This window comes from Pseudomonas sp. B21-019, from assembly GCF_024749225.1.
Lineage (GTDB): Bacteria > Pseudomonadota > Gammaproteobacteria > Pseudomonadales > Pseudomonadaceae > Aquipseudomonas.
The window spans coordinates 6253101-6274872 of sequence record NZ_CP087193.1; the positions used below are offsets into that span (position 1 = coordinate 6253101).

A 21772-nucleotide genomic window follows, 5' to 3' on the forward strand; every position below is an offset into this window, starting at 1 on the left:
CGAGATTCAAGCGCCATGACTTACCGCATCAATGAGCTCCAGTTCCAGCTGCCGGCAGGCGAGCTGCAAGACGCGACGATCAACATCCTCAAGTTCCCCGAACTGGGCACCTCGCTGATTGTCAGCCGCAGCTTGCTGGCCGAGGGCGAAACCCTGCAAAGCAACTTCGACGACCAGCTCAAGCGCCTGGAAAAACAAGTGCAGGACTTGCGTTTTCAACCGGGCGTCGCCGTGCGCCTGGGCGCCAGCCAGGAGGTCGAAGGCATCGAGTTGCGCAGCCAGTTCAACAAGGGCAACGACAAAGTCTTCCAATATCAGTTGGCGCTGGTATTGCCCGGCACCCGCAAAATGCTCGCCTTGAGCTACGTGAAGGCGGAAAAACTCGGCGATGCCGAAGCCGCGCATTGGGCAACCATCAAGAGTTCGCTGTTGTTCGACGTTCCGGCCTGATGAGCACCCTGCATGTCTGACGCACTCTGGGCCGCCCGGCTGGGCGATGCACTCGACCACACCTCGATGATGGCCGACATTCTTGGCGGCGTGCTGGAGGTGGCGGCCAACATCGCGATCACCGCGGTGGCGACGGCTGCCGTGGTGGCGGCCACGGGCATCACCGTCGCCACCGGCGGCCTCGGCTGCTTCCTGCTCGGCGCGGTGGTGGGCACCATCGTCGGCCTTGCCATGAGCAAGACCGGGGCCGACAAGGGCCTGAGCAACCTGTGCGAGAGCTTCAGCAATGCGCTGTTCCCGCCCACGGTGCAGGCGACGATTCTCACCGGTTCCACCAACACCCTGACCAACAACATTCCCGCCGCCCGGGCCGCCGGGGCGATTCCGTCCCATGTCGCGCCGGCCGGCACCGAGCTGGAGGCACCCGAGCCCGAAGCCGAGCCCAGCTATCTGGACATGGCCGAGAGCTTCTTCTCGCAGATGTGGCGCCCCACCGTCGCCACCCCGGCGCCCGGCGCAGTGCCCAAGCCACTGGACCTGGTCACCTGCATGAAGCATCCGCCGATGCCGCCGCAGTTTCTGGCCGAGGGCTCGGACAAAGTCACCATCAACGGCCAGCCCGCCGTGCGCAGCGGCGACCGCACCACCTGCGACGCCAAGGTCGTATCGTCCGGGCTGATCTCATCGAACGTGACCATTGGTGGCGGTTCGGTGGTAGTGCGTGAGATCCGCAGCGGCAAGACCCCGGGCGTGGGGCTGGCGGTCACCGCGTTGCTGATGCTCAAGGGCGGCAAGGGCAAGTTCTTCAGCAAACTGCCGTGCATGCTGATCGGCGGCGCGACGTCGATGGCTGTCAGCAGCGCCATGGGCGCCATGGCCAACGCCGCCATGGGTTCGTCGAACCCGGTGCATGCTGCGACCGGGGCCAAGGTGCTGGGAGGCGATGAAGAGCTGGACTTCGTGCTGCCGGGCATCTTGCCGATCGATTGGCAGCGCTTCTACAACAGCCGCGACGAACGCCGCGACAGCTTGTTCGGCGCGGGTTGGAGCGTGTCCTACGAGGTGCGGGTTGAAATCCTGCCTCACCCGGAGGGTGGAGAAACGCTGGTCTACACCGATGAGCAGGGCCGGCGCATCGATATGGGCTCGATTCCTCTGGGCGGCGCGGTGTTCAGTGCCGGTGAAGGGCTCAGTGTTCGGCGGCATGTGAATGGGCAGCTGCTGATTGAAAGCGATGACGGTGTGTACCGTTTGTTCAATCCGACGCCGGGCAATACAGCGCTGCTGCGCCTTGATCAATTGGGCGACCGCAACGACAACCGTATCCACCTCGACTATGACGAAACCGGACGGTTGGTGCGCCTGCGGGATACTTTCAATCTGGTGCAGGTCGAGCTGATTCAAGAAGGCGGTCGTGTGGCTCGGGTGGAACGTCTGTACCCCGATCAACACCGCGAAATACTCGTCAGCTACGGTTACGACGCAATGGGCAATCTGGCCGAAGTGCGCGATGCCACCGGCCAGGTGCAACGGCGCTTCAGCTACGACGCTGGGCGGCGGATGGTCGAGCATCAGTTGCCCACGGGGCTGCGTTGTTTCTATGAATGGGCGTTGGTTGAAGACCTTGAATGGCGCGTGGTCGGGCACTGGACCGACGAAGGCGACACTTACCAGTTCGACTATGACCTGAAGGCCGGTGTCACGCGCATCACCGATGGTTTGCAGCGCATCAGTACTCGCCACTGGAACACCCAGCACCAGATCACCGAGTACACCGACAACCTCGGCCAGACCTGGCAGTTCGAGTGGAACGACGAACGCCAATTGCTCAGTGCCACCGACCCGCTGGGCGGGCGCTATGAATACAGCTACGACGACGCCGGCAACCTGATCGGCGAAACCGACCCGCTGGGCCGCAGTGACTCGACCCTATGGCTCGAGCACTGGGCCTTGCCGCTGGTGGAAACCGATGCTGCAGGCAACAGCTGGCAATATCGCTACGATCAGCGCGGCAACTGCATCGCCGAAACCGATCCGCTGGACCATGTCACCCGCTACCGCTACGACACCCAAGGCCAGGTCGTCGAGATCATCGACGCCACCGGCAAAAGCAAAAGACTGCGCTGGAACCCGTTCGGCCAACTGGTCGAACACATCGATTGCTCGGGTTATCCGACGCGGTTCATCTACGACAACCGGGGCTATCTGCAAACGATCACCGATGCCCTCGGCGAACGCACCCAATTCAGCTACGACGCCCAGGGGCGGTTGCTCAGCAGCCAATTGCCGGACGGTCGCACCGAACAGTATCAGCGCGACGTCGCCGGCCAGTTGATCGGCTACACCGACCCGGCTGGGCACACCACGCTGTATCAACACAACCGCCGCGGCCAGGTGCGCCAGCGTACCGACGCCCACGGCCGGCAGGTGCAGTTTGGATATGACCGCTATGGGCGGCTGCAGGCGCTGACCAATGAGAATGGCGAAAGTTATCGCTTCGCCTGGGATGCAGGGGATCGGCTGACAGAACAACAGGATCTGGATGGCAGTGCCAAGCGCTACACCTATGACCTGCTGGATAACGTCGCGGCGGTCACGGCTGTTCCGGCGCCTTACGGCAACGGCCTGGCCGTCGTCCCCGAGTCGCCCCCCGCTCCCATCGTTCACCAACTGGAACGCGACGCCGTCGGCCGGCTGATCGCCAAAGTCACCGACGATGGCCGCACCGACTACTCCTACGACCCACTGGACCAGCTCACCGCCGTCACCTTCACCGACCACCAGGGCAACGCACAAACCCTGAGCTTCGCCTACGACGCCCTCGGCCAGTTGCTCGAAGAACAAAGCGCGGCCGGCAACCTGCACTACCACTACGACGAACTCGGCAACCTGATCCAGACCCAACTGCCCGACGGCCGCTGGCTCAATCGCCTGTACTACGGCAGCGGCCACCTGCACCAGATCAACCTCGACGGCCAGGTCATCAGCGACTTCGAACGCGACCGCCTGCACCGCGAAGTGCTGCGCACCCAAGGCCAGATCAGCACTCGTAGCGAATACGACCGCAGCGGGCGCTTACGCTCACGCCAACGCCGACACAGCAGCCAGCCATCGCTGATGCCGGCAGCGGTGCAGAAACATTTCGAGTACGACCCCGCCGACAACCTGATCGGCAAACTCGACCAGCAACCCACCACGCAACACCGCCAACTGCTGCACTACGACGCCACTGGCCGCATCATCGCCAGCCAGGACAGCCTGCACGGCCAGCGCGAAACCTTCGCCTACGACGCCGCCGCCAACCTGCTGGACGGCCCACAACCCGGCGCCGGGCTGGTGGTGCACAACAAACTGCTGACCTATCAGGACAAGCGTTATCGCTATGACGCGTTTGGCCGGATGATCGAAAAACGCAGCGCTCAACGGGGCCTGCAGCGCTTCGGTTACGACGCCGAAAGCCGGTTGATTGAAGTGCGCAATGAAAACGGCAGCGTGGTCAGAATGACCTACGACCCACTGGGCCGGCGCATCGAAAAAACCGTACACGACACCAACGGCTACCCTCTCGGCGAAACCCGCTTCACCTGGGACGGCCTGCGCCTGTTGCAGGAACATCGCCATCAACAGACCAGCCTCTACCTCTACGAAGACGAAGGTTACGAACCCCTGGCCCGCGTCGACGGCACCGGCCCGCTGCAAAAAATCCGCTACTACCACAACGACCTCAACGGCCTGCCGGAACAGCTCACCGAGGCGGACGGCCACAACGTCTGGCAGGCGAGTTATCGGGTGTGGGGCAACACGTTAGAAGAGGTGCGCGAGCCGTATTACATTGAAGAGCAGAACCTGCGGTTTCAGGGGCAGTACCTGGACCGGGAGACAGGGCTGCACTTCAATACGTTCAGGTTTTATGATCCGGATGTGGGGCGGTTTACGACGCCGGATCCGATTGGGTTGGCGGGGGGAATCAATCTTTATCAATACTCACCTAACCCATTCACTTGGATAGACGCTCTGGGCCTAAGTTGCTCGAGCGATGCTAAAGTTCTTGGAAGCCGTTTGGGTAAAGCGCCAAACTCGAACTATCGAGCCCACCATATAGTAATGTCCAATTCGAAGGATGTGCGTATGCGCTGGTTGAGAAGACGTATGGACAGACTTGGCATTGACATAAATCAGAAAGAAAATGGTATATGGCTGCCTGTAAACCCACAGTCCCGTTTACCAAATACAACAGCAACCGCTCATGCTGGGGAAGGAGTACATGGCAATGCGTATAAACAACACGTATGGGAAACCCTAAAAGGGGCGAACACAAAATCTGGATTCGAGTCGGGTTTAAATAAACTCAACTTGGAGCTCAACGGTGGAAAGGTTTTCCCATTAGCAAAGTAGGAGATACCCCATGAAGGACTTTTTATATGCACGACTCAATGAATATAAGGATAAATATTCAGAGCTTATATCGTCTATGGAGAAAAACTACAAAACGACAATCTGGGGCATGGGGATCATGCCTTCCTATTCGCCGGCCCCCTATATGTCGGAGCTCCAGGGATGTAAGCCTGGACGTTTTTTAAAAAAAGATTCCGAGCCAGCCAAAAACAGGCAATGTTATTTCTTGAATAAAGATAACAAAATAATAGGCGAGTTAAAATTTGCAAAATACGTAACAATTAAAAAGCAATGGATTGTTTATAGAAAGTTTTTTTTGCATGAGGCCGATCAAATCCTTGAGCTTACATTCGGCAGTGAGCTAAACGGCAACCTAGAGGCCAACCTTGACTCGGTTTCCCTGATTAAGTTTCTGAATGACAAAGCTACAGGGCATTACTGCTTGAACAACACGGGAGAATACTTCGAAACCCATTATAAATACAACGCCGATAAAATCACTTCGATTACTGAAAAAATATGGCGAAGCACCTTCACGAAAAGGTCTTATGAGATCAATCACGCAGATGATTCCCTAACCATTTTTGAAATACTTACGGACAATAGCAAACTGAAAATTTATCCTGAGGAATGATTGACAAAATCAATCTCTTGAAGAGCAAGTGTTTACCCACACTTGAAGACTCAGAGCATTCGAGAGGCGGTCGTACTCTAGGGTTATTTATTACCATCCAAGATGGCGGTTCCATCCAGCCCAACATTCACGGAAACGATTACTGGAAAGTGTACAAAGCCAATAGATCTGGAGAAGATATTGTATTTGGTAGAATTGGACATGGCGGGTTCAAAAATTACGATCTAATAAAAGACTCTCCAGTCTATGTTAATGGCACCTTAATGAACGGTGGAACTTGAACATGATTGACTTTACAGCAGACATCAATTCCAAGCACTCAGCAGCAGACATACTATTAGGGGAAAACATTTCCAACTATATCGATGAGCTATATAAAAAACACAATATAAAAATAAAAAACTATAATCTACCGGACGGAGCAACGAGGGTGGCCTATGTGGTAAACGACACGATCACCATAGCAACCCTTTCTGACGGAGCTATATTCTCAATTGGCTGCAATGTACATTACAAAGGACTTTACAGAGGTGTGCTTTCTACAGGAATGTCTTTTGATCAAGTAAAAAAACTTACAAAACGTCAACGCATCTTTAATGGCTCAATAATTCTTGATGATGATTTCGGATTTTCCTATGTATTACCCTCCCCTTATGACGAGATAGCCGATAGCATTGAAGATATACCTATAGATTTGATTTTAAATGAAATATATATTTCTGATTTCTCTTCTTGGCTTAGTCCGAGTTAACCGTACCAGCATGAAAAAACAATTATCGGTTGGAAAAACTGAAAAAGTTTGAATTAGGCCCGGCGTCGTCGTCGTAGTATTCGTAGCGCCCGCCCTGCAGGTCGGTGGCGCTGAGCAATTGGCGTTCGTTTCGTGTCGAGAAAAAAGGCCCGAACGGAAAGTGGAAGACATGCGGATAGCGTTAAATGGACATATTCAATCTCCTTTCATACAAGCTTGAGAGTTTCCTGAACATCCGTCCATATCCGAAAGAGCTGGGCGTTGTTTTTTACCAAGAAGACGAGCCTTCACTGCTCTCTGTCGCCGCCAGAAAACACAACGGTTCGACCTTCTATGTGAGCCGCTGGCACGATTTGTTCTCCATAAGCGCCTTCGAAAAATCCATGTCAAAAAACGGCTTCACGGAACCGGACTGCTATGCCCTTCTCCTGATCCTGTCCCGCTTTGGCTATCTACTTGAAATCGACAACCGTCAACGAACCAATAAAGACTATTTTATTTTCTTCTTTCTGATCCAGTTGATCAGTTTGAAAAACAGTTCTCTCGACTCGGATGCACAGTTCAGGAACTATATACTCAGATTCCTGCTTTTCGAATTGAGCATTGACGACGAAGCGTATCGTCGGTTCAGCATCAAGGATAATCAGCTGGTAATGGCTACCGACACCCGGGGGCCTGTAGCTTTTTTGGATGTTATCAACCTGGTTTACAACGCGATAAAATTTGATAGCAGAAAAGAACATGTATTGCTAAGCACGTTGAAAAACTATCAAACAAGCCTCGTCACATTATTGACCGAACCCGGCGACACAAATTACCGTTTCAGGCTAAATGATCGCCATAGCGAATTCATGTATCCCGATGTATTTTTGCAGGCATACGTTAAAGACAAGAGACAGATATTTAATGTTTTAATCGACACGATCAACCCCCTTCAGTCTACGGAAAATCTGTTTGTCTCCAATATTATTTTGATGAACTATTCCTTTTACATCCTGAAAAACAAACCTCGCGAAATTCTAAAGCTTAAAAAACACGTCAATGATGAGGCACTGTTCAGAAACCTGCTGGAAGCAATAATCACTCGTCGAATGGCAATCAATAAATCATCATTCGAAAAAGCATCTATAGACCAGGATCTATCCTCGATAAAAGACAATTCAACCTCATTCTACAATATTTTGTACAGCCTATAGACGCTCTCACAAACGAGAGAGCCGCGCTGATGCGCATGCTGTAACCCACAGGGAAGAACGAACATGAGCGCGTTAGAAAAGGCACTAATAGAGCTGCGCCGTATCCACAAAAAGTTTCAGTTAGAGGGCTGCTTCGAAAAGAATGGCCAAGTCAACGCCACATGGCCGCAAACGCTTGAACGCTCTGTCGAAACTGACTTTTTCTATGACAACTACGAGCCTGTGGGTGTAGAGATAGAGACAGGTTTGACTCCGATACGTTTTTTTGATCTGAACACCCTTGAAGATGACCAAGTGGGCTACAAGTGGGATGGCAATTCAAACAAGTCGCAGCTCAACCCACGCTGGCCAGCCAGTTTTGTAGTATTCATGGATGATATCGGAGGTGGTAAACCTGTCATCGCTGTTACCGACATTGAGGGTACACCTGTATTTGCCAGCTATGACGTGGCTTTGCCTTTCAAAATTGCCGACTCATTGGCTGATTTCTTTTTCGCTCTTGCAAAATTGATTGAGGTTGTCCACGGAAAATTCGAAATATTTGAGATCTATAACGACGATGACGAGCTTTCCAGCAAGTTCGTGAAATTACTCACAAAGGAAGTCAGCCCCCTGCTTGGGAAAGAAAATTTCGAACTATTTTTTAATTATTTTTATGGTTAATCTTCAGGTCATGGATCTGACCCGGCCAATGAGTGCAGAAGATGGAACAACTGGAAGACGAATACCCCGGCGATTCCGATTGGAATATGCTTGTGCGGTTATACGAAGAGGACTATCTCGACGACGACGCCCGCTCCCTAGCGAAACAACTGGATGGCAACCTCGATATGGCGGTCATTCTCTACGGTAAAAGAGGGCTCAAGGAAGGTTTGTGGTGGGTCGAACAGCAGGTGCCGGCCTTGGATAACATGCGGCCGGCCGATTGCCTCAAGGATCCGAAGCTGATCAAACGCCTGAGGACTGCGCTAATGCGCATGCCGTAACCAACAAGGAATCCGATTGGGTTGGCGGGAGGGCTGAACTTTTACAGTTATGCCCCAACCCCCCTGACCTGGATAGATCCGCTTGGGCTATACAATGGTGAAGGATCTCGCGACCTAGGGAAATATCATGTGTTCCATGAGCACTCACTGAACGCGTCCGAATACAAAATGACTGACGCAGAGCACTTTAGCCGCGCAAATGAATCTGTTTACAAACGAATGCAAACAGATCCGGACTTTAAACGTCAAATGCAGACTAAATACCCTGGCGCTGTAGAGCATGTGCAGCCACGGTCGAATGGGACGTTCAGAGGAACATCCCCAGCCAATTTGACTTGGCATCATGGAAACAAACCAGGCTCATTACAGCTAGCCGACTTCAATGATCATAAAACGTATCATAAAATCTACCACCCTGATGGTAAAGGCGGTCGAAATAAATGGGGCGGCGGTACGAAATGTCGAAAATAAGGAGTACTTATGATAACCATTAATGGCTTTGACAAGCTTCTGCAAAAATGTAATGACCTACCCAATGTCGGCTGGTTATATGTGGATACTGATTTTGATTTGGAGTCAAAAAACGACATCCTAAATAAAAAATATTACCTTGCAGAAAATGACGACGAAGAAATGGAGTTCGATGACAAATACGGAACATTCCTTGAGTCTCCAATACTCAAAGCGATCATTGAAAATAAAACAGAACATCATCCGAACTCCAGCAAAGAAGAACTACTGAAAGCAGTTACTTATTATTTGGAAAACGATGACTTTCTAGACTAGATTGGAAAAGGAGCCGGGAGAGCCAAACAACTTCCGGCTCTACTTTTTAGCGAAAACCATAACATGCATGTTTGGATAAAAAACGGGAATAAGTTTTTCTACCGAGAGACCTGACTGCACTACAACACGTTCCGGCTTTATGATCCGGATATGGGGCTCCCAACTCCACCAGGTGGATTGACCCACTTGGGCTGCTAAAAGAAGGTGAGGTGGCCGGTTACGGTGCCAAAGCCCACAAGAACGCGACCGCCTGCACCGCGAAGTGCTGCGCACCCAGGGCCAGATCAGCACCCGAAGCGAATACGACCGCAGCGGGCGCTTACGCTCACGCCAACGCCGACACAGCAGCCAGCCATCGCTGATGCCGGCAGCGGTGCAGAAACATTTCGAGTACGACCCCGCCGACAACCTGATCGGCAAACTCGACCAGCAACCCGCCACGCAACACCGCCAACTGCTGCACTACGACGCCACCGGCCGCATCATCGCCAGCCAGGACAGCCTGCACGGCCAGCGCGAAACCTTCGCCTACGACGCCGCCGCCAACCTGCTGGACGGCCCACAACCCGGCGCCGGGCTGGTGGTGCACAACAAACTGCTGACCTATCAGGACAAGCGTTATCGATATGACGCGTTTGGCCGGATGATCGAAAAACGCAGCGCTCAACGGGGTCTGCAGCGCTTCGGTTACGACGCCGAAAGCCGGTTGATTGAAGTGCGCAACGCAAACGGCAGCGTGGTCAGAATGACCTACGACCCACTGGGCCGGCGCATCGAAAAAACCGTACACGACACCAACGGCTACCCTCTCGGCGAAACCCGCTTCACCTGGGACGGCCTGCGCCTGTTGCAGGAACATCGCCATCAGCAAACCAGCCTCTACCTCTACCTCTACGAAGACGAAGGTTACGAGCCCCTGGCCCGCGTCGACGGCACCGGCCCACTGCAAAAAATCCGCTACTACCACAACGACCTCAACGGCCTGCCGGAACAGCTCACCGAAGCGGACGGCCACAACGTCTGGCAGGCAACTTATCGGGTGTGGGGCAACACGTTAGAAGAGGTACGCGAGCCGTACTACATCGAAGAGCAGAACCTGCGGTTTCAGGGGCAGTACCTGGACCGGGAGACGGGGCTGCATTTCAATACGTTCAGGTTTTATGATCCGGATGTGGGGCGGTTTACTACGCCGGATCCGATTGGGTTGGCGGGGGGATTCAACCTCTATCAATACGCACCGAATCCGATTGGGTGGGTGGATCCGTGGGGGTGGGAAGTTTGTCGACTCAGCGCCTCACAGAAGAGAGCAATGGGGCCTGCACCTAAGGGTATGGTAAAGCCGCATTACCATCATATCGTCCGCGAAAAAGCTCCGAAAAGCTGGAAAGCTCAAAATCAAAAGTACATTACCGACTCGCAAAAAATTCTGGCCAAACACAAAATTGGCCTAAACAACGACCCGCGCAACTTCACCTGGGCCCAAAATGGTGGAGGGAATCACTCGATAGCCAGCGCCAAAAAAGTCTATGAAATACTACAGAAAGCAGACGTCGGCGGGCTGGCCAGTGTCCAAAACGCATTAAAAAACATGGGTGCTCAAATGACAAAAGGTATTTTTTAAATGAACAACCCAGAAGAAATTTATGAAAAGAACATTAAAACTTTATTAGCCATTCACGCAGACATCGCGTCGGGAAATGCAGCCTCACTAAAAAAGTGCCTAGAGAAAAATTCCGTTCTATTGCACTTGCCCATGTATGGTCTTGATGGGCATGAAACCCTGCTGCACATGGCCGCTGAACAGGGGCAAACCGAAATTTGCCGCTTATTGGTGTCTTTAGGTATTGCGCTGGACCAGCCTGCCGCCAGTTCCGGCAATAGCACGCCACTTGCCGCAGCCGCTGGCAATGGACACTTACAAACATGCCAATGGTTTCTTGAGGCCGGTGCTTTGGTGGATGGGTGGCCTAACAGCATAACCACCCCGCTGATTGACGCGATTACCTTTGGGCATCAGGACGTCGTCAATCTTCTTGTAGAACACCATGCCAACATCAATCGACTGCACACCAGGCTGAATACTGCGCCATTGGACATCGCCAACACCTGGGGATTTACAGAGATTGCGTCCACCTTAAGAAAATCCGGGGCGGTCAGTATCATGGACGTTGAAAGCCAGCCTGAGGAATTTGGTGGTTCTATAGTCACTTTCGTGCACAACACCGCTGGCTGGGTTCTACCCGCGCAACTGAGTCCCATCACTAATGAAGAGGGGCTGGAGCTGCGTATCAGCTGTATTGATGGCAAAAGCAAGTTCAAGTTACTCTTCACCATCGGACTTTTTGCCAAAAGTCCTCATACCGAATTATTCGTATGCTTACCTGGCGACTGGCCTCTTACGCAGCATGGTTTTCCCCCCCACAGTCCTTGGGTTTTTCCGGTTGAGTTGCTGTCTCTGCTCGCTCGCCACACGTTCGATAATGGCCCCTTGTCGGAAGGCTTCTTGATTCGTCGTTCCGATGCCATGTATGCCAACCTGGCCTGGCCAGACGAAGTGGATGCTTTCGTGGCCGAGGATAAAGCCTGGGATACGAAAACTGAAAAAGAGATCATCCCCGACGATGAAAAGGTGATGCTCTATGTTTTGGTGCCTGTCAAATTCACGAAAAAAGGCGAACCCGACGCAGCAGCATTGCGTGTTCTGACACAACGCAAACGTACAGCCAGTTGGGCGAGCGTGGTCATTCCGGCTCCGGATCCAGGGATAATGCAGTAGAAAAGTGGAACGGCAAAGAATCAGCCAAATACCTGCTGGCCCCAAACTTGGACGCTGCTCATGACCGGAGATAACGAGTGCTTGAAAACACATTCTCAAATGACGAAGCGACCATTACGCCAGCGGATCTGGATCATCTGGAATCCGCAATTGGTAAGAAGCTACCGACGCCCTTTAGAAACCATTACCTCAAGTACAACGGCGGCGTACCGGAGCGGACCTATTGGGTCAGCGAAGATTTTGACGAGCCACTGGAAGTGGCTGCATTCAAGCCGATTACCGGTGGCGACTCCACGCTGCTGTCCACCTACCAGTTGATGCTAAAAAAACAGGTACTTCCTGCACACCTCCTGCCTTTCGCGAACGACTGGGGTGGCAACTTCTTTTGCTTGAATCTTGATACGGAGGCCGTTAGTTATTTTACGACTGATAGCTTTGATAGCGACCTAAGCCCTGAAGAAAATCAGGCTGAATCCGAAAAGCTGGTCTGCTCGAATTTCCTTCGGTTTGTTCAAGGGCTGATCGATGAGGAAGATCTGGACGAAGAGTGAATGAGCCAATGCCGCACAAGTAGCGGACTTGATTAGAAACGCAGATCCCCTGTGGCGAGGGAGCTTGCTCCCGTTGGGTGGCGCAGCCGCCCCAAAAGGGTTGATACATTCTTACAGGTAGACCGCATCAGCCGGTTTACGACGGCTGCGCCGCCGAGCGGGAGCAAGCTCCCTCGCCACGAACTGCAGGGCAGCCCGAAGCATGGCGCCGGGCTGGTGGTGCACAACAAACTGCTGACCTACCGGGATAAGCATTACCGCTATGACGCGTCTGGCCGGATGATCGAAAAACGCAGCGCTAAACGGGGCCTGTAGCGCTTAGGTTACGACGCCGAGAGTCGATTGATTGAAGTGCGCAACAAAAACGGCAGCGTGGTCAGGATGACCTACGACCCGCTGGGCCGGCGCATCGAAAAAACGAGCACGACACCAACGGCTACTCACTCGGCGAGGTTGAAAACCCCATATATCAGGAAAGGATTGTTATATGAAAGATTTAGCAGATAAAAACCCCACGTTGGCAGATGAGATAATGGCCATCATTGCCTCGGGCAATGAGCTCGATGAGCAAAACAAAAAAAATGAAGCCCAGGCCTTGTACCAAAAAGCATGGGACTTGCTTCCTGAGCCAAAACTTGAATGGACACCTTTGTCGTCATGGGTCACAGGTTCTTTTTTCAACCTGCACTTCGACAACGGTGACTTCGAGGCCGCTAAAGATTGGGCACAAAAGACCCTGGATGGCCGAGAGTCAGATATCGATACAGGTCCGTTGATCAACTTGGGAATGGTCTACTTTGAACTGGAAGATTATTCACAGGCTTATAAATACTTTGACGATGCTTATAGCTTCGGTAAGGCGCGAGCCTTTCAAGAAAGACCAAAAAAATATCTGAAGTTCTATTTAGATAAAAAAGCCTGATCATGGCCGAGGGCTCTAGGGCCGACATGTCGAAGAAACCGAGCAGGATGCCGGTCGAGGTTTGCGGATGAAAAAGATAGCTCAAACTGTGGACCTATTAATCTCCCACAGCCAAATTCAATTCCGCTCACGGCCCTTCGACGAAACCTCAAGTCAATGGGGCAAGACTACCTTGGCACAGGGTGCGGTCCTCCATAGCGACTATGTTGTGTTTGACCCTCTACCCGAAGACGCTTTCGGGGCAAACGTGCACCTGAAACTGGAAGACAGCTTCAACCTTGACCCCACCGCCCAGCGCTGCATCGTCGTGCCGTTTCGTGTCACGGATCCCAGTCATGTGGAAATTGCATCCGCTGCTGAAAAATTCAAGGTCGAGCTCGATCTAGAGAAACGCGACTATGCGTTGTACTTCGAGGTTTGCGAGGGTGAAGAAATCTTTTACAAAATCACTCTGGTCCCATCAGACAGCAAAGTTCCAGCCAAGTACCTGCTGGACGATCCTTGGGGCGGCGAGAAAGACAAGGTACTGGTAGAGGGACTTCGTTAGACATTCATCTCTGCGGCCAACAAAAAATGGGCACCCGATTCAATCGGCGTGCCCATTCTTTTCATTATCGTTTTTCCCTCAGTGTTCGAGGTACTTGCAGCAATTACGGATTAACGCTGTCTTTCAACGACTTGCCTGGCTTGAACGCAACAGTGTTGCTGGCCTTGATCTTCACCGGCTCACCGGTTTGCGGGTTTTTGCCGGTGCGGGCACCGCGGTGGCGTTGCAGGAAGGTGCCGAAGCCCACCAGCGTGACGCTATCCTTGCGATGCAGAGCGCCGGTGATTTCTTCGAGAACGGCGTTGAGAACGCGATTGGCCTGTTCTTTGGTGAGATCTGCTTTTTCCGCGATGGCAGCGGCGAGTTCTGGTTTACGCATGAGTGAAGCCCCTTTGACGGTTTTTTGTTGTTATGTCCGTGCTGTTCTCGTTGGAACAGCGCCCAAGGCGCCGCAGGTGCTCTACTCTGCGGCAGACGGGAATGAGGATGGCATGCGCGCAAGAGCGGCGCCAGTCTCCCCGCGACCTTTGTGGGGGCAAAAACGGGGTGATTCCGACAGAACGACCGGCATTTACGCCAACAGGGCCGGAAGTTCTTTGTTCAGGGCGAGTTTTTCCATCACCGCCGCGCCGGTCAGGGCATAGCCCAGCAATTTGCCGGCGCTGTCGCGGCACAGCACCTTGATTTCCGCGCCCCGCCCTTCGACCGTCCAGACGCCCTCCGCGCCCCGTGGTGGCGGGGAAACCACCAATGGGCAGACCGGGGTTTTCACGGTGATCGGCATCGGGCCGTAACTCACCGCCGTAGGGTTTCCGGCGAGGGTCTGGGCCAGCGCTCTCGCACAGCTCATGAGGGGCATGACGTACAACAGATTCAGCCCATCGACCTCGGCGCAATCGCCCAGGGCGTAGATGTTGGCGTGAGAGGTTTTCAGGTGACGGTCAACCACCACACCACGATTGACCTGCACCCCGGCAGCGGCCGCCAGGTCGATGCGCGGACGCAGACCGATGGCTGACACCACTACGTCGCAAGGGATGACCTGGCCGTCAGACAGATGCGCTTCCAGGCCGTCCGCCACTCGCTGCAGGCGATTGAGCACCGGCCCGAGGTGGAAGCGCGCGCCCAGGCTTTCCAGGCCGGCCTGGACCGCAGCGGCCGCCGCCGGGTGGAGCAAGGTCGGCATGACTTGTTCGCAGGGCGCAACCAGTTGCACTTCGTAGCCACCGAGAATCAGGTCGTTGGCAAATTCGCAGCCAATCAAACCGGCGCCCAGCAGCAGCACCCGACGCTTGCCGGCCGCCGCCGCGCGAAAACGTGCGTAGTCTTCAAGGTCGTTGATTGGGAAAACCGCGTCGGCCGCGTCGCCTTCGATCGGCACCCGCACGGTTTCCGCGCCCCAGGCCAGGATCAGGTCACGGTAGATCACCGATTCTTCGCCGATCCACAGGCGTTTGTGGCCCGGATCGATGCCGCTGATGCGCGTGTGAGTGCGCACTTCGGCCTTCAATTGCTCGGCCATGGCGCCCGGTTCGGCCATGCTCAGGCCATCGGCGTCTTTATTCTTGCCGAAGCCGGTGGAGAGCATCGGCTTGGAGTAGGAGCGTCCGTCATCTGCGGTAATCAACAGCAGCGGGGTTTCGCCATCGAGTTTGCGAAACTCCCGGGCCAGGTTGTAGCCAGCCAGCCCAGTGCCGACGATCACGACAGGTGCGTTCATTCCTAGCTCCTTGGATGCTTAGTTGATTTCAATCATTTCAAAATCCATTTTGCCCACGCCGCAGTCCGGGCACAGCCAGTCTTCCGGCACGTCCTGCCACGGTGTGCCCGCCGCAATACCGTCGTCCGGCCAGCCTTCGGCTTCGTTATAGATCAGGCCGCAGACCACACATTGCCACTTTTTCATTCAGGTACTTCCTCGGGATTCAGGCTTTTGCCGACGCGAACGGTCGATAGATGAAGCGTTGCCGTCCGGCTCAGGGCGTTTTGTACTGATCGGGCCCGGCAGATGCAAGCCTGTTCGGCGCAACGGCAGGCCGGATCAATCAAACTCGCCGCCTGACATGGTAAGCTCGCCGCCTCATTTGCTGCCAATAATGACTCACTGTGCCGCACTCAAAAGCCCCCTCCCCGACGCCGCTCTGGCTTTCTCAAAGCCAACTGATCCCCCGCCCCGACACGTCTACGCTCGATTGGTTGTTCGATGAAGGGTCACTGACCCGACGCCTGACCCGTTTGTCGAATGACGGTTTCAGCGTCACGCCGCTGTTCGAAGGCTGGCAATCGCTGCGCGCCGACGAATGTGCCGCGCTGGAGCTGGCCGAAGGCAGCGAAGGCTGGGTGCGCGAGGTGTATCTGCGCGGCCACGGTGAAGCTTGGGTGTTTGCCCGCAGCGTGGCGGCGCGTAGCGCGCTGCAGGGCGACGGATTGCACATGGATGAGCTGGGTAGCCGTTCTCTGGGTGAATTGCTGTTTTGCGATCGGGCGTTTCAGCGCCGGGCCATCGAGGTTTGTCACTATCCTCAAGCGTGGTTGCCGATGGAGGCTCAGGCGCCTGAACTGTGGGGCCGGCGCTCGCGTTTCGACCGTGGCGCTCTGAGCGTGCTGGTGGCCGAGATTTTCCTGCCGACCCTGTGGAGCGCCGCCCGCGCGCATCCGGAGAACTGCTGATGTACCAGAACCTGCTCAAGTCTCTGAACCGCGTGAATCCTCGGGCCTGGGATTTCATTCAGCTGACCCGCATGGACAAGCCGATCGGCATTTACCTGCTGCTGTGGCCGACATTGTGGGCACTGTGGATTGCCGGTGAAGGTTCGCCATCACTGGCCAATATCGTGATTTTCGTGCTCGGCGTGGTGCTGACCCGTGCCGGCGGTTGTGTGATCAACGATTGGGCGGACCGCAAGGTCGATGGCCATGTGAAACGCACCGAGCAACGGCCGCTGGTGAGCGGCAAGATCAGCTCAAAAGAAGCCCTGGTGTTCTTCGCGGTGCTGATGGGCGTGAGCTTCCTGCTGGTGCTGTGCACCAACGCGGCGACTGTCGGGTTGTCGCTGGGCGGTTTGGCCCTGGCCTTCACGTATCCGTTCATGAAGCGTTACACCTATTACCCGCAAGTGGTGCTGGGCGCGGCGTTCTCCTGGGGCATGCCGATGGCGTTCACTGCCGAGACCGGTGAGTTGCCGGCGACAGCCTGGTTGCTGTGGATCGCCAATTTGCTGTGGACCGTGGGCTACGACACCTATTACGCCATGACCGACCGCGACGATGACCTGAAGATCGGGGTGAAATCCACCGCGATCCTGTTTGGCGATGCCGACCGGGTGATCATTCTGACCTTGCAAGGCCTGGCGCTGGGCTGCCTGTTGCTGGCTGGCTCGAAATTCCATCTCGGTGGCTGGTTCCACCTTGGGTTGCTGGTGGCGGCAGGCTGCTTTGCGTGGGAGTTCTGGTACACCCGCAGCAAGGACCGGATGCGCTGCTTCCAGGCTTTTTTGCATAACCACTGGGCGGGGTTGGCGATTTTCGTGGGGATTGTGCTGGATTACGCGTTGCGTTGACCGTTGGAAAAGATCGCAGCCTGTGCCAGCTCCAACAGGGGGATGGAGCGACTGCAGGCCGCGAACTGTTTACGGCGCAGGCGAATCGCTTATTTATGCTCACGCATGATGTGCCAAACGTTCTTCATATTGTCGCCCGCCATGTCACCGGGTTTTTTGTCCTTCATGAAGGTGTAAAGCGGCTTGCCATCATAGGCCCACTGCATCTTACCGTCGTCACGCTTGATCGTGCTCCACTTACCTTCGGGCTTGGCGCCCGCCGGCGCCATCATTGGCGGCCAGTATTCAGCGCACTCGCCGTTGCACATCGACTTACCGCCTGAGTCCTTGTCGTAGGTGTAAACCGTCATGCCCTTGTGATCGACCATCATCCCGTCTTTCATCATCGCCGGTTCTGCCGCGAAGGCCAGGGACGGCAGCGTTAGCGCAGCAGTGACCAGCAGGACCTTCCAGGATTGAACAATGTGATTCATGGAAACCTTCCTCTTGTGGTTGTCAGGATTCGGAATTAGAGCTTAGTTCAGGATCGCGACAATCGCAGGGCGGCTAAAATACTGTCACACGACTGCAATAATTCCGTTATCTAATGCGGCGCAAGACAGTTAAATGACAAGAGGATTAAGGCATGGTTGGCAGGAGCATTCTGATCGTCGACGACGAAGCGCCCATTCGCGAAATGATCGCCGTTGCGTTGGAAATGGCCGGCTATGACTGCCTGGAGGCGGAGAACTCCCAGCAGGCCCATGCCATTATCGTCGACCGCAAACCGGACCTGATTCTGCTCGACTGGATGCTGCCCGGCACCTCCGGCATCGAGTTGGCCCGCCGCCTCAAGCGCGATGAACTGACCGGGGATATCCCGATCATCATGCTCACCGCCAAGGGCGAGGAAGACAACAAGATCCAGGGCCTGGAAGTCGGCGCCGATGACTACATCACCAAACCGTTTTCCCCCCGTGAGCTGGTTGCGCGCCTCAAAGCCGTGCTGCGCCGCGCCGGCCCGACCGATGGCGAAGCGCCGATCGAAGTCGGCGGCCTGCTGCTGGACCCGATCAGCCACCGCGTGACCATCGACGGCAAACCTGCCGAGATGGGCCCGACCGAATACCGTTTGCTGCAATTCTTCATGACCCACCAGGAACGCGCCTACACCCGCGGCCAGTTGCTGGATCAGGTCTGGGGCGGCAATGTCTACGTCGAAGAGCGCACCGTCGACGTGCACATCCGTCGCCTGCGCAAAGCCCTCGGCGATGCCTACGAAAATCTGGTACAAACCGTGCGCGGCACCGGCTACCGGTTTTCCACCAAGGCCTGAGCCGACCGCCAGACTCGCTGACAAGGACGCATATTTTCCGTGAACCAAAACTGGCATGGCACCCTGATTCGCCACATGCTGTTGCTGGTCACCGCCTGTTTGGTGATCGGCCTGATCTCCGGCTACTACGGCTGGAGCCTCGCCGTGGGCCTGGGTGTTTACCTGGCCTGGACCCTCAAACAGCTGCTGCGCCTGCACGAATGGCTGCGCCTGCACCAACCCGATGAAGCACCGCCCGACGGCTATGGCCTGTGGGGCGAAGTGTTCGACAGCATCTATCACCTGCAACGCCGCGACCAACGGGTACGCGGGCGCCTGCAAGCGGTGATCGACCGCGTCCAGGAATCCACCGCCGCGCTGAAAGACGCGGTGATCATGCTCGACAGCGACGGCAACCTTGAGTGGTGGAACCGCGCGGCTGAAACCTTGCTGGGTCTCAAGACCCCTCAGGACAGCGGCCAGCCGGTGACCAACCTGGTGCGCCATCCGCGCTTCAAGGAATACTTCGAGCAGGACAGCTACGCCGAGCCGTTGGAAATTCCGTCGCCGATCAACGATCGCCTGCGCATTCAGCTATACATCACCCGCTACGGCAACAACGAACACTTGATGCTGGTGCGCGATGTGACGCGTATCCATCAGCTGGAGCAGATGCGCAAAGACTTTATCGCCAACGTGTCCCACGAGCTGCGCACACCCCTGACAGTGATTTGCGGCTACCTGGAAACCCTGCTCGATAACGTCGAGGACGTGAATCCACGCTGGACCCGTGCCCTGCAGCAAATGCAGCAGCAAGGCGGGCGCATGCAGACCTTGCTTAACGATTTGCTGCTGCTGGCCAAACTGGAAGCCACCGATTACCCGTCGGACAACCAACCAGTGTCCATCGACAGCCTGCTGCAATCGATCAAGAGCGATGCTCAGCAGCTGTCGGGTCAGAAAAATCAGCGCATCACCCTCGAAGCCGATCCGACGATTCTGCTCAAGGGCAGCGAAGCCGAACTGCGCAGTGCGTTTTCCAATCTGGTGTTCAACGCGGTGAAATACACCCCGGCCGAGGGCAATATCCGCATTCGCTGGTGGGGTGATGAGCAAGGCGCACACCTGAGCGTGCAGGATTCGGGAATCGGCATCGACAGCAAGCATCTGCCGCGCCTGACCGAACGCTTCTATCGCGTCGATTCCAGCCGCAACTCCAACACCGGCGGCACCGGGCTGGGGCTGGCCATCGTCAAACATGTGCTGCTGCGCCATCGGGCACGCATGGAAATCAGCAGTGTGCCGGGGCATGGCAGCACGTTTACCTGCCATTTCGCGCCGGCCCAGGTCACCAAATCCCGCGTGATCAGCGCCGCGGACTGATACCGACTAGCACTCGCCACTAGGCAATCGATCAGTCAGCCGCTACATTGGCTGACTTGTGCCTGCCCTTCAGGCACTGCATTTCCCCCTTTTTTGAATACACGGAACCCGCAAAACTCCATCATGGACCCTTCCCCTGGCTTGACCCTCGCAACAATATTCGCCGACTTCGGCATGATTCTTTTTGCTCTGATCCTGGTTTTGCTCAACGGCTTTTTCGTTGCGGCAGAATTTGCCATGGTCAAACTGCGCTCGACCCGGGTCGAAGCCATCGCTGAACAGCACGGCTGGCGCGGACATATCCTGCGCACCGTACACAGTCAGCTCGATGCTTACCTGTCAGCGTGCCAATTGGGTATCACCCTCGCTTCTCTCGGCCTGGGTTGGGTCGGTGAACCGGCGTTCGCGCACCTTCTGGAGCCTGTGCTGAGTGCCGTGGGCGTAGATTCCGCTGAAGTGGTCAAGGCGGTTTCGTTCTTCACGGCGTTCTTCATCATTTCGTACCTGCACATCGTGGTCGGTGAGCTGGCGCCGAAATCCTGGGCCATCCGCAAACCCGAGTTGCTGTCGCTGTGGACGGCGGTGCCGCTGTACTTGTTCTACTGGGCCATGTACCCGGCCATCTACCTGCTCAACGCCAGCGCCAACCAGATCCTGCGCATTGCCGGGCAAGGTGAGCCCGGCCCGCACCACGAGCACCATTACAGCCGTGAAGAACTGAAACTGATCCTGCACTCCAGCCGTGGCCAGGACCCGAGCGACCAAGGCATGCGCGTACTGGCCTCGGCGGTGGAAATGGGCGAGCTGGAAGTGGTCGACTGGGCCAACTCCCGGGAAGACCTGGTCACACTTGAGTTCAACGCTCCGCTCAAGGAAATCCTGGCGTTGTTCCGTCGCCACAAGTTCAGCCGCTACCCGGTGTACGACAGCGAGCGCCAGGAGTTCGTCGGCCTGCTGCACATCAAGGATCTGCTGCTGGAACTGGCCGCCCTTGATCACATTCCCGAGTCGTTCAACCTCGCCGAACTGACCCGGCCGCTGGAGCGCGTGTCGCGGCACATGCCGCTGTCGCAACTCCTGGAACAGTTCCGCAAGGGCGGCTCGCACTTCGCCGTGGTCGAGGAAGCCGACGGCAACATCATCGGCTACCTGACCATGGAAGATGTGCTGGAAGTGCTGGTGGGCGACATTCAGGACGAACACCGCAAGGCTGAACGCGGGATCCTCGCGTATCAGCCGGGCAAGCTGCTGGTGCGCGGCGATACGCCGCTGTTCAAGGTGGAACGCCTGCTGGGCATCGACCTGGACCACATCGAAGCCGAAACCCTCGCCGGGCTGGTCTACGAAACCCTGAAACGGGTGCCGGAAGAGGAAGAAGTGCTGGAAGTCGAAGGTTTGCGGATCATCATCAAAAAGATGAAAGGGCCGAAGATCATATTGGCCAAGGTGTTGATGCTCGATTAAGCGTGCTTTCGGTGGTGAGCGGGCTTTTGTGGTGAGGGGGCTTGCCCCCGTTGGGCTGCGGAGCGGCCCCAAAACCG

At 55.5% G+C, this 21772-nt stretch carries 22 protein-coding genes and 2 pseudogenes; 20 read left to right on the forward strand and 4 right to left on the reverse strand.

Annotated features, from left to right (window positions below; all coding sequences use genetic code 11):
• The first annotated feature begins 15 nt into the window (after positions 1-15).
• The 15 genes and pseudogenes from LOY36_RS28210 (at position 16) to comJ (ending at position 13994) form a co-directional block, all read left to right on the forward strand.
• The gene (locus tag LOY36_RS28210) at positions 16-450 is read left to right on the forward strand and encodes a DUF1795 domain-containing protein (protein ID WP_258671671.1); all 435 of its coding nucleotides are present in this window, start codon (positions 16-18) and stop codon (positions 448-450) included.
• Positions 451-462: 12 nt separating this feature from the next.
• Entirely contained in the window at positions 463-4845 is a 4383-nt protein-coding gene (locus LOY36_RS28215; protein WP_258671672.1) for an RHS repeat-associated core domain-containing protein, read from the forward strand.
• Between the two features lie 10 nt (positions 4846-4855).
• On the forward strand, positions 4856-5479 hold the full coding sequence (locus tag LOY36_RS28220) for a hypothetical protein (RefSeq protein ID WP_258671673.1): 624 nt from the start codon (positions 4856-4858) through the stop codon (positions 5477-5479).
• Positions 5480-5762: 283 nt separating this feature from the next.
• Positions 5763-6230 carry a hypothetical protein gene (locus LOY36_RS28225; RefSeq protein WP_019651903.1) on the forward strand — a complete coding sequence of 156 codons (468 nt, stop codon included), beginning with the start codon at positions 5763-5765 and terminating at the stop codon, positions 6228-6230.
• A gap of 185 nt (positions 6231-6415) precedes the next feature.
• Positions 6416-7426 carry a hypothetical protein gene (locus LOY36_RS28230; RefSeq protein ID WP_019651904.1) on the forward strand — a complete coding sequence of 337 codons (1011 nt, stop codon included), beginning with the start codon at positions 6416-6418 and terminating at the stop codon, positions 7424-7426.
• Positions 7427-7489: 63 nt separating this feature from the next.
• Entirely contained in the window at positions 7490-8089 is a 600-nt protein-coding gene (locus tag LOY36_RS28235) for a hypothetical protein (RefSeq protein ID WP_019651905.1), read from the forward strand.
• A gap of 41 nt (positions 8090-8130) precedes the next feature.
• Entirely contained in the window at positions 8131-8412 is a 282-nt protein-coding gene (locus LOY36_RS28240; protein ID WP_019651906.1) for a hypothetical protein, read from the forward strand.
• Between the two features lie 129 nt (positions 8413-8541).
• A complete protein-coding gene (locus LOY36_RS29200; RefSeq protein ID WP_408981099.1) occupies positions 8542-8883 on the forward strand; it encodes an HNH endonuclease in 342 nt (113 codons plus the stop codon).
• A gap of 9 nt (positions 8884-8892) precedes the next feature.
• Complete coding sequence (locus LOY36_RS28245) at positions 8893-9198, forward strand: hypothetical protein (RefSeq protein WP_019651908.1); 306 nt, start codon at positions 8893-8895, stop codon at positions 9196-9198.
• Positions 9199-9436: 238 nt separating this feature from the next.
• A pseudogene (locus LOY36_RS28250) lies at positions 9437-10819 on the forward strand (RHS repeat domain-containing protein); the annotation flags it as partial.
• The gene (locus LOY36_RS28255; protein ID WP_258671676.1) at positions 10820-11974 is read left to right on the forward strand and encodes an ankyrin repeat domain-containing protein; all 1155 of its coding nucleotides are present in this window, start codon (positions 10820-10822) and stop codon (positions 11972-11974) included.
• 77 nt (positions 11975-12051) lie between these two features.
• Complete coding sequence (locus LOY36_RS28260) at positions 12052-12525, forward strand: SMI1/KNR4 family protein (protein ID WP_258671677.1); 474 nt, start codon at positions 12052-12054, stop codon at positions 12523-12525.
• Positions 12526-12720: 195 nt separating this feature from the next.
• Positions 12721-12977: pseudogene (locus tag LOY36_RS29205) on the forward strand (hypothetical protein); the annotation flags it as partial.
• 35 nt (positions 12978-13012) lie between these two features.
• Positions 13013-13447, forward strand: coding sequence for a hypothetical protein (locus tag LOY36_RS28270; protein ID WP_258671679.1), 435 nt, complete (start codon positions 13013-13015; stop codon positions 13445-13447).
• A 67-nt stretch (positions 13448-13514) separates the two neighbouring features.
• Positions 13515-13994, forward strand: a complete 480-nt coding sequence (gene comJ, locus LOY36_RS28275) for a competence protein ComJ (RefSeq protein ID WP_258671680.1) — start codon at positions 13515-13517, stop codon at positions 13992-13994.
• Between the two features lie 103 nt (positions 13995-14097).
• Here comJ and LOY36_RS28280 read toward each other — a convergent pair whose 3' ends face one another.
• The 3 genes from LOY36_RS28280 to LOY36_RS28290 all read right to left on the reverse strand — a co-directional run bounded on the left by LOY36_RS28280 (position 14098) and on the right by LOY36_RS28290 (position 15900).
• Positions 14098-14373 (reverse strand): HU family DNA-binding protein, encoded by a 276-nt coding sequence (locus LOY36_RS28280; protein ID WP_003213368.1) that lies wholly within the window; start codon positions 14371-14373, stop codon positions 14098-14100.
• 192 nt (positions 14374-14565) lie between these two features.
• Positions 14566-15714, reverse strand: a complete 1149-nt coding sequence (locus LOY36_RS28285) for an NAD(P)/FAD-dependent oxidoreductase (protein ID WP_258671681.1) — start codon at positions 15712-15714, stop codon at positions 14566-14568.
• A gap of 18 nt (positions 15715-15732) precedes the next feature.
• Positions 15733-15900 carry a rubredoxin gene (locus LOY36_RS28290; RefSeq protein WP_007896465.1) on the reverse strand — a complete coding sequence of 56 codons (168 nt, stop codon included), beginning with the start codon at positions 15898-15900 and terminating at the stop codon, positions 15733-15735.
• Positions 15901-16100: 200 nt separating this feature from the next.
• Here LOY36_RS28290 and LOY36_RS28295 point away from each other — a divergent pair, with 200 nt between their 5' ends.
• A complete protein-coding gene (locus tag LOY36_RS28295) occupies positions 16101-16664 on the forward strand; it encodes a chorismate lyase (RefSeq protein ID WP_258671682.1) in 564 nt (187 codons plus the stop codon).
• A complete protein-coding gene (ubiA, locus tag LOY36_RS28300) occupies positions 16664-17554 on the forward strand; it encodes a 4-hydroxybenzoate octaprenyltransferase (RefSeq protein WP_258671683.1) in 891 nt (296 codons plus the stop codon). Before LOY36_RS28295 ends, ubiA begins: the two co-directional genes overlap by 1 nt.
• Before the next feature lie 89 nt (positions 17555-17643).
• On the opposite strand, the gene LOY36_RS28305 is transcribed toward ubiA, so the two are convergent.
• Positions 17644-18027 (reverse strand): hypothetical protein, encoded by a 384-nt coding sequence (locus LOY36_RS28305; RefSeq protein ID WP_019651310.1) that lies wholly within the window; start codon positions 18025-18027, stop codon positions 17644-17646.
• A gap of 152 nt (positions 18028-18179) precedes the next feature.
• On the opposite strand from LOY36_RS28305, the gene phoB reads away from it, so the two are divergent.
• The 3 genes from phoB (at position 18180) to LOY36_RS28320 (ending at position 21695) form a co-directional block, all read left to right on the forward strand.
• The gene (gene phoB, locus LOY36_RS28310) at positions 18180-18869 is read left to right on the forward strand and encodes a phosphate regulon transcriptional regulator PhoB (RefSeq protein ID WP_007896474.1); all 690 of its coding nucleotides are present in this window, start codon (positions 18180-18182) and stop codon (positions 18867-18869) included.
• 39 nt (positions 18870-18908) lie between these two features.
• On the forward strand, positions 18909-20231 hold the full coding sequence (phoR, locus tag LOY36_RS28315) for a phosphate regulon sensor histidine kinase PhoR (RefSeq protein WP_019651309.1): 1323 nt from the start codon (positions 18909-18911) through the stop codon (positions 20229-20231).
• Between the two features lie 123 nt (positions 20232-20354).
• Complete coding sequence (locus LOY36_RS28320; RefSeq protein ID WP_007934513.1) at positions 20355-21695, forward strand: hemolysin family protein; 1341 nt, start codon at positions 20355-20357, stop codon at positions 21693-21695.
• The last annotated feature ends 77 nt before the right edge of the window (positions 21696-21772 follow it).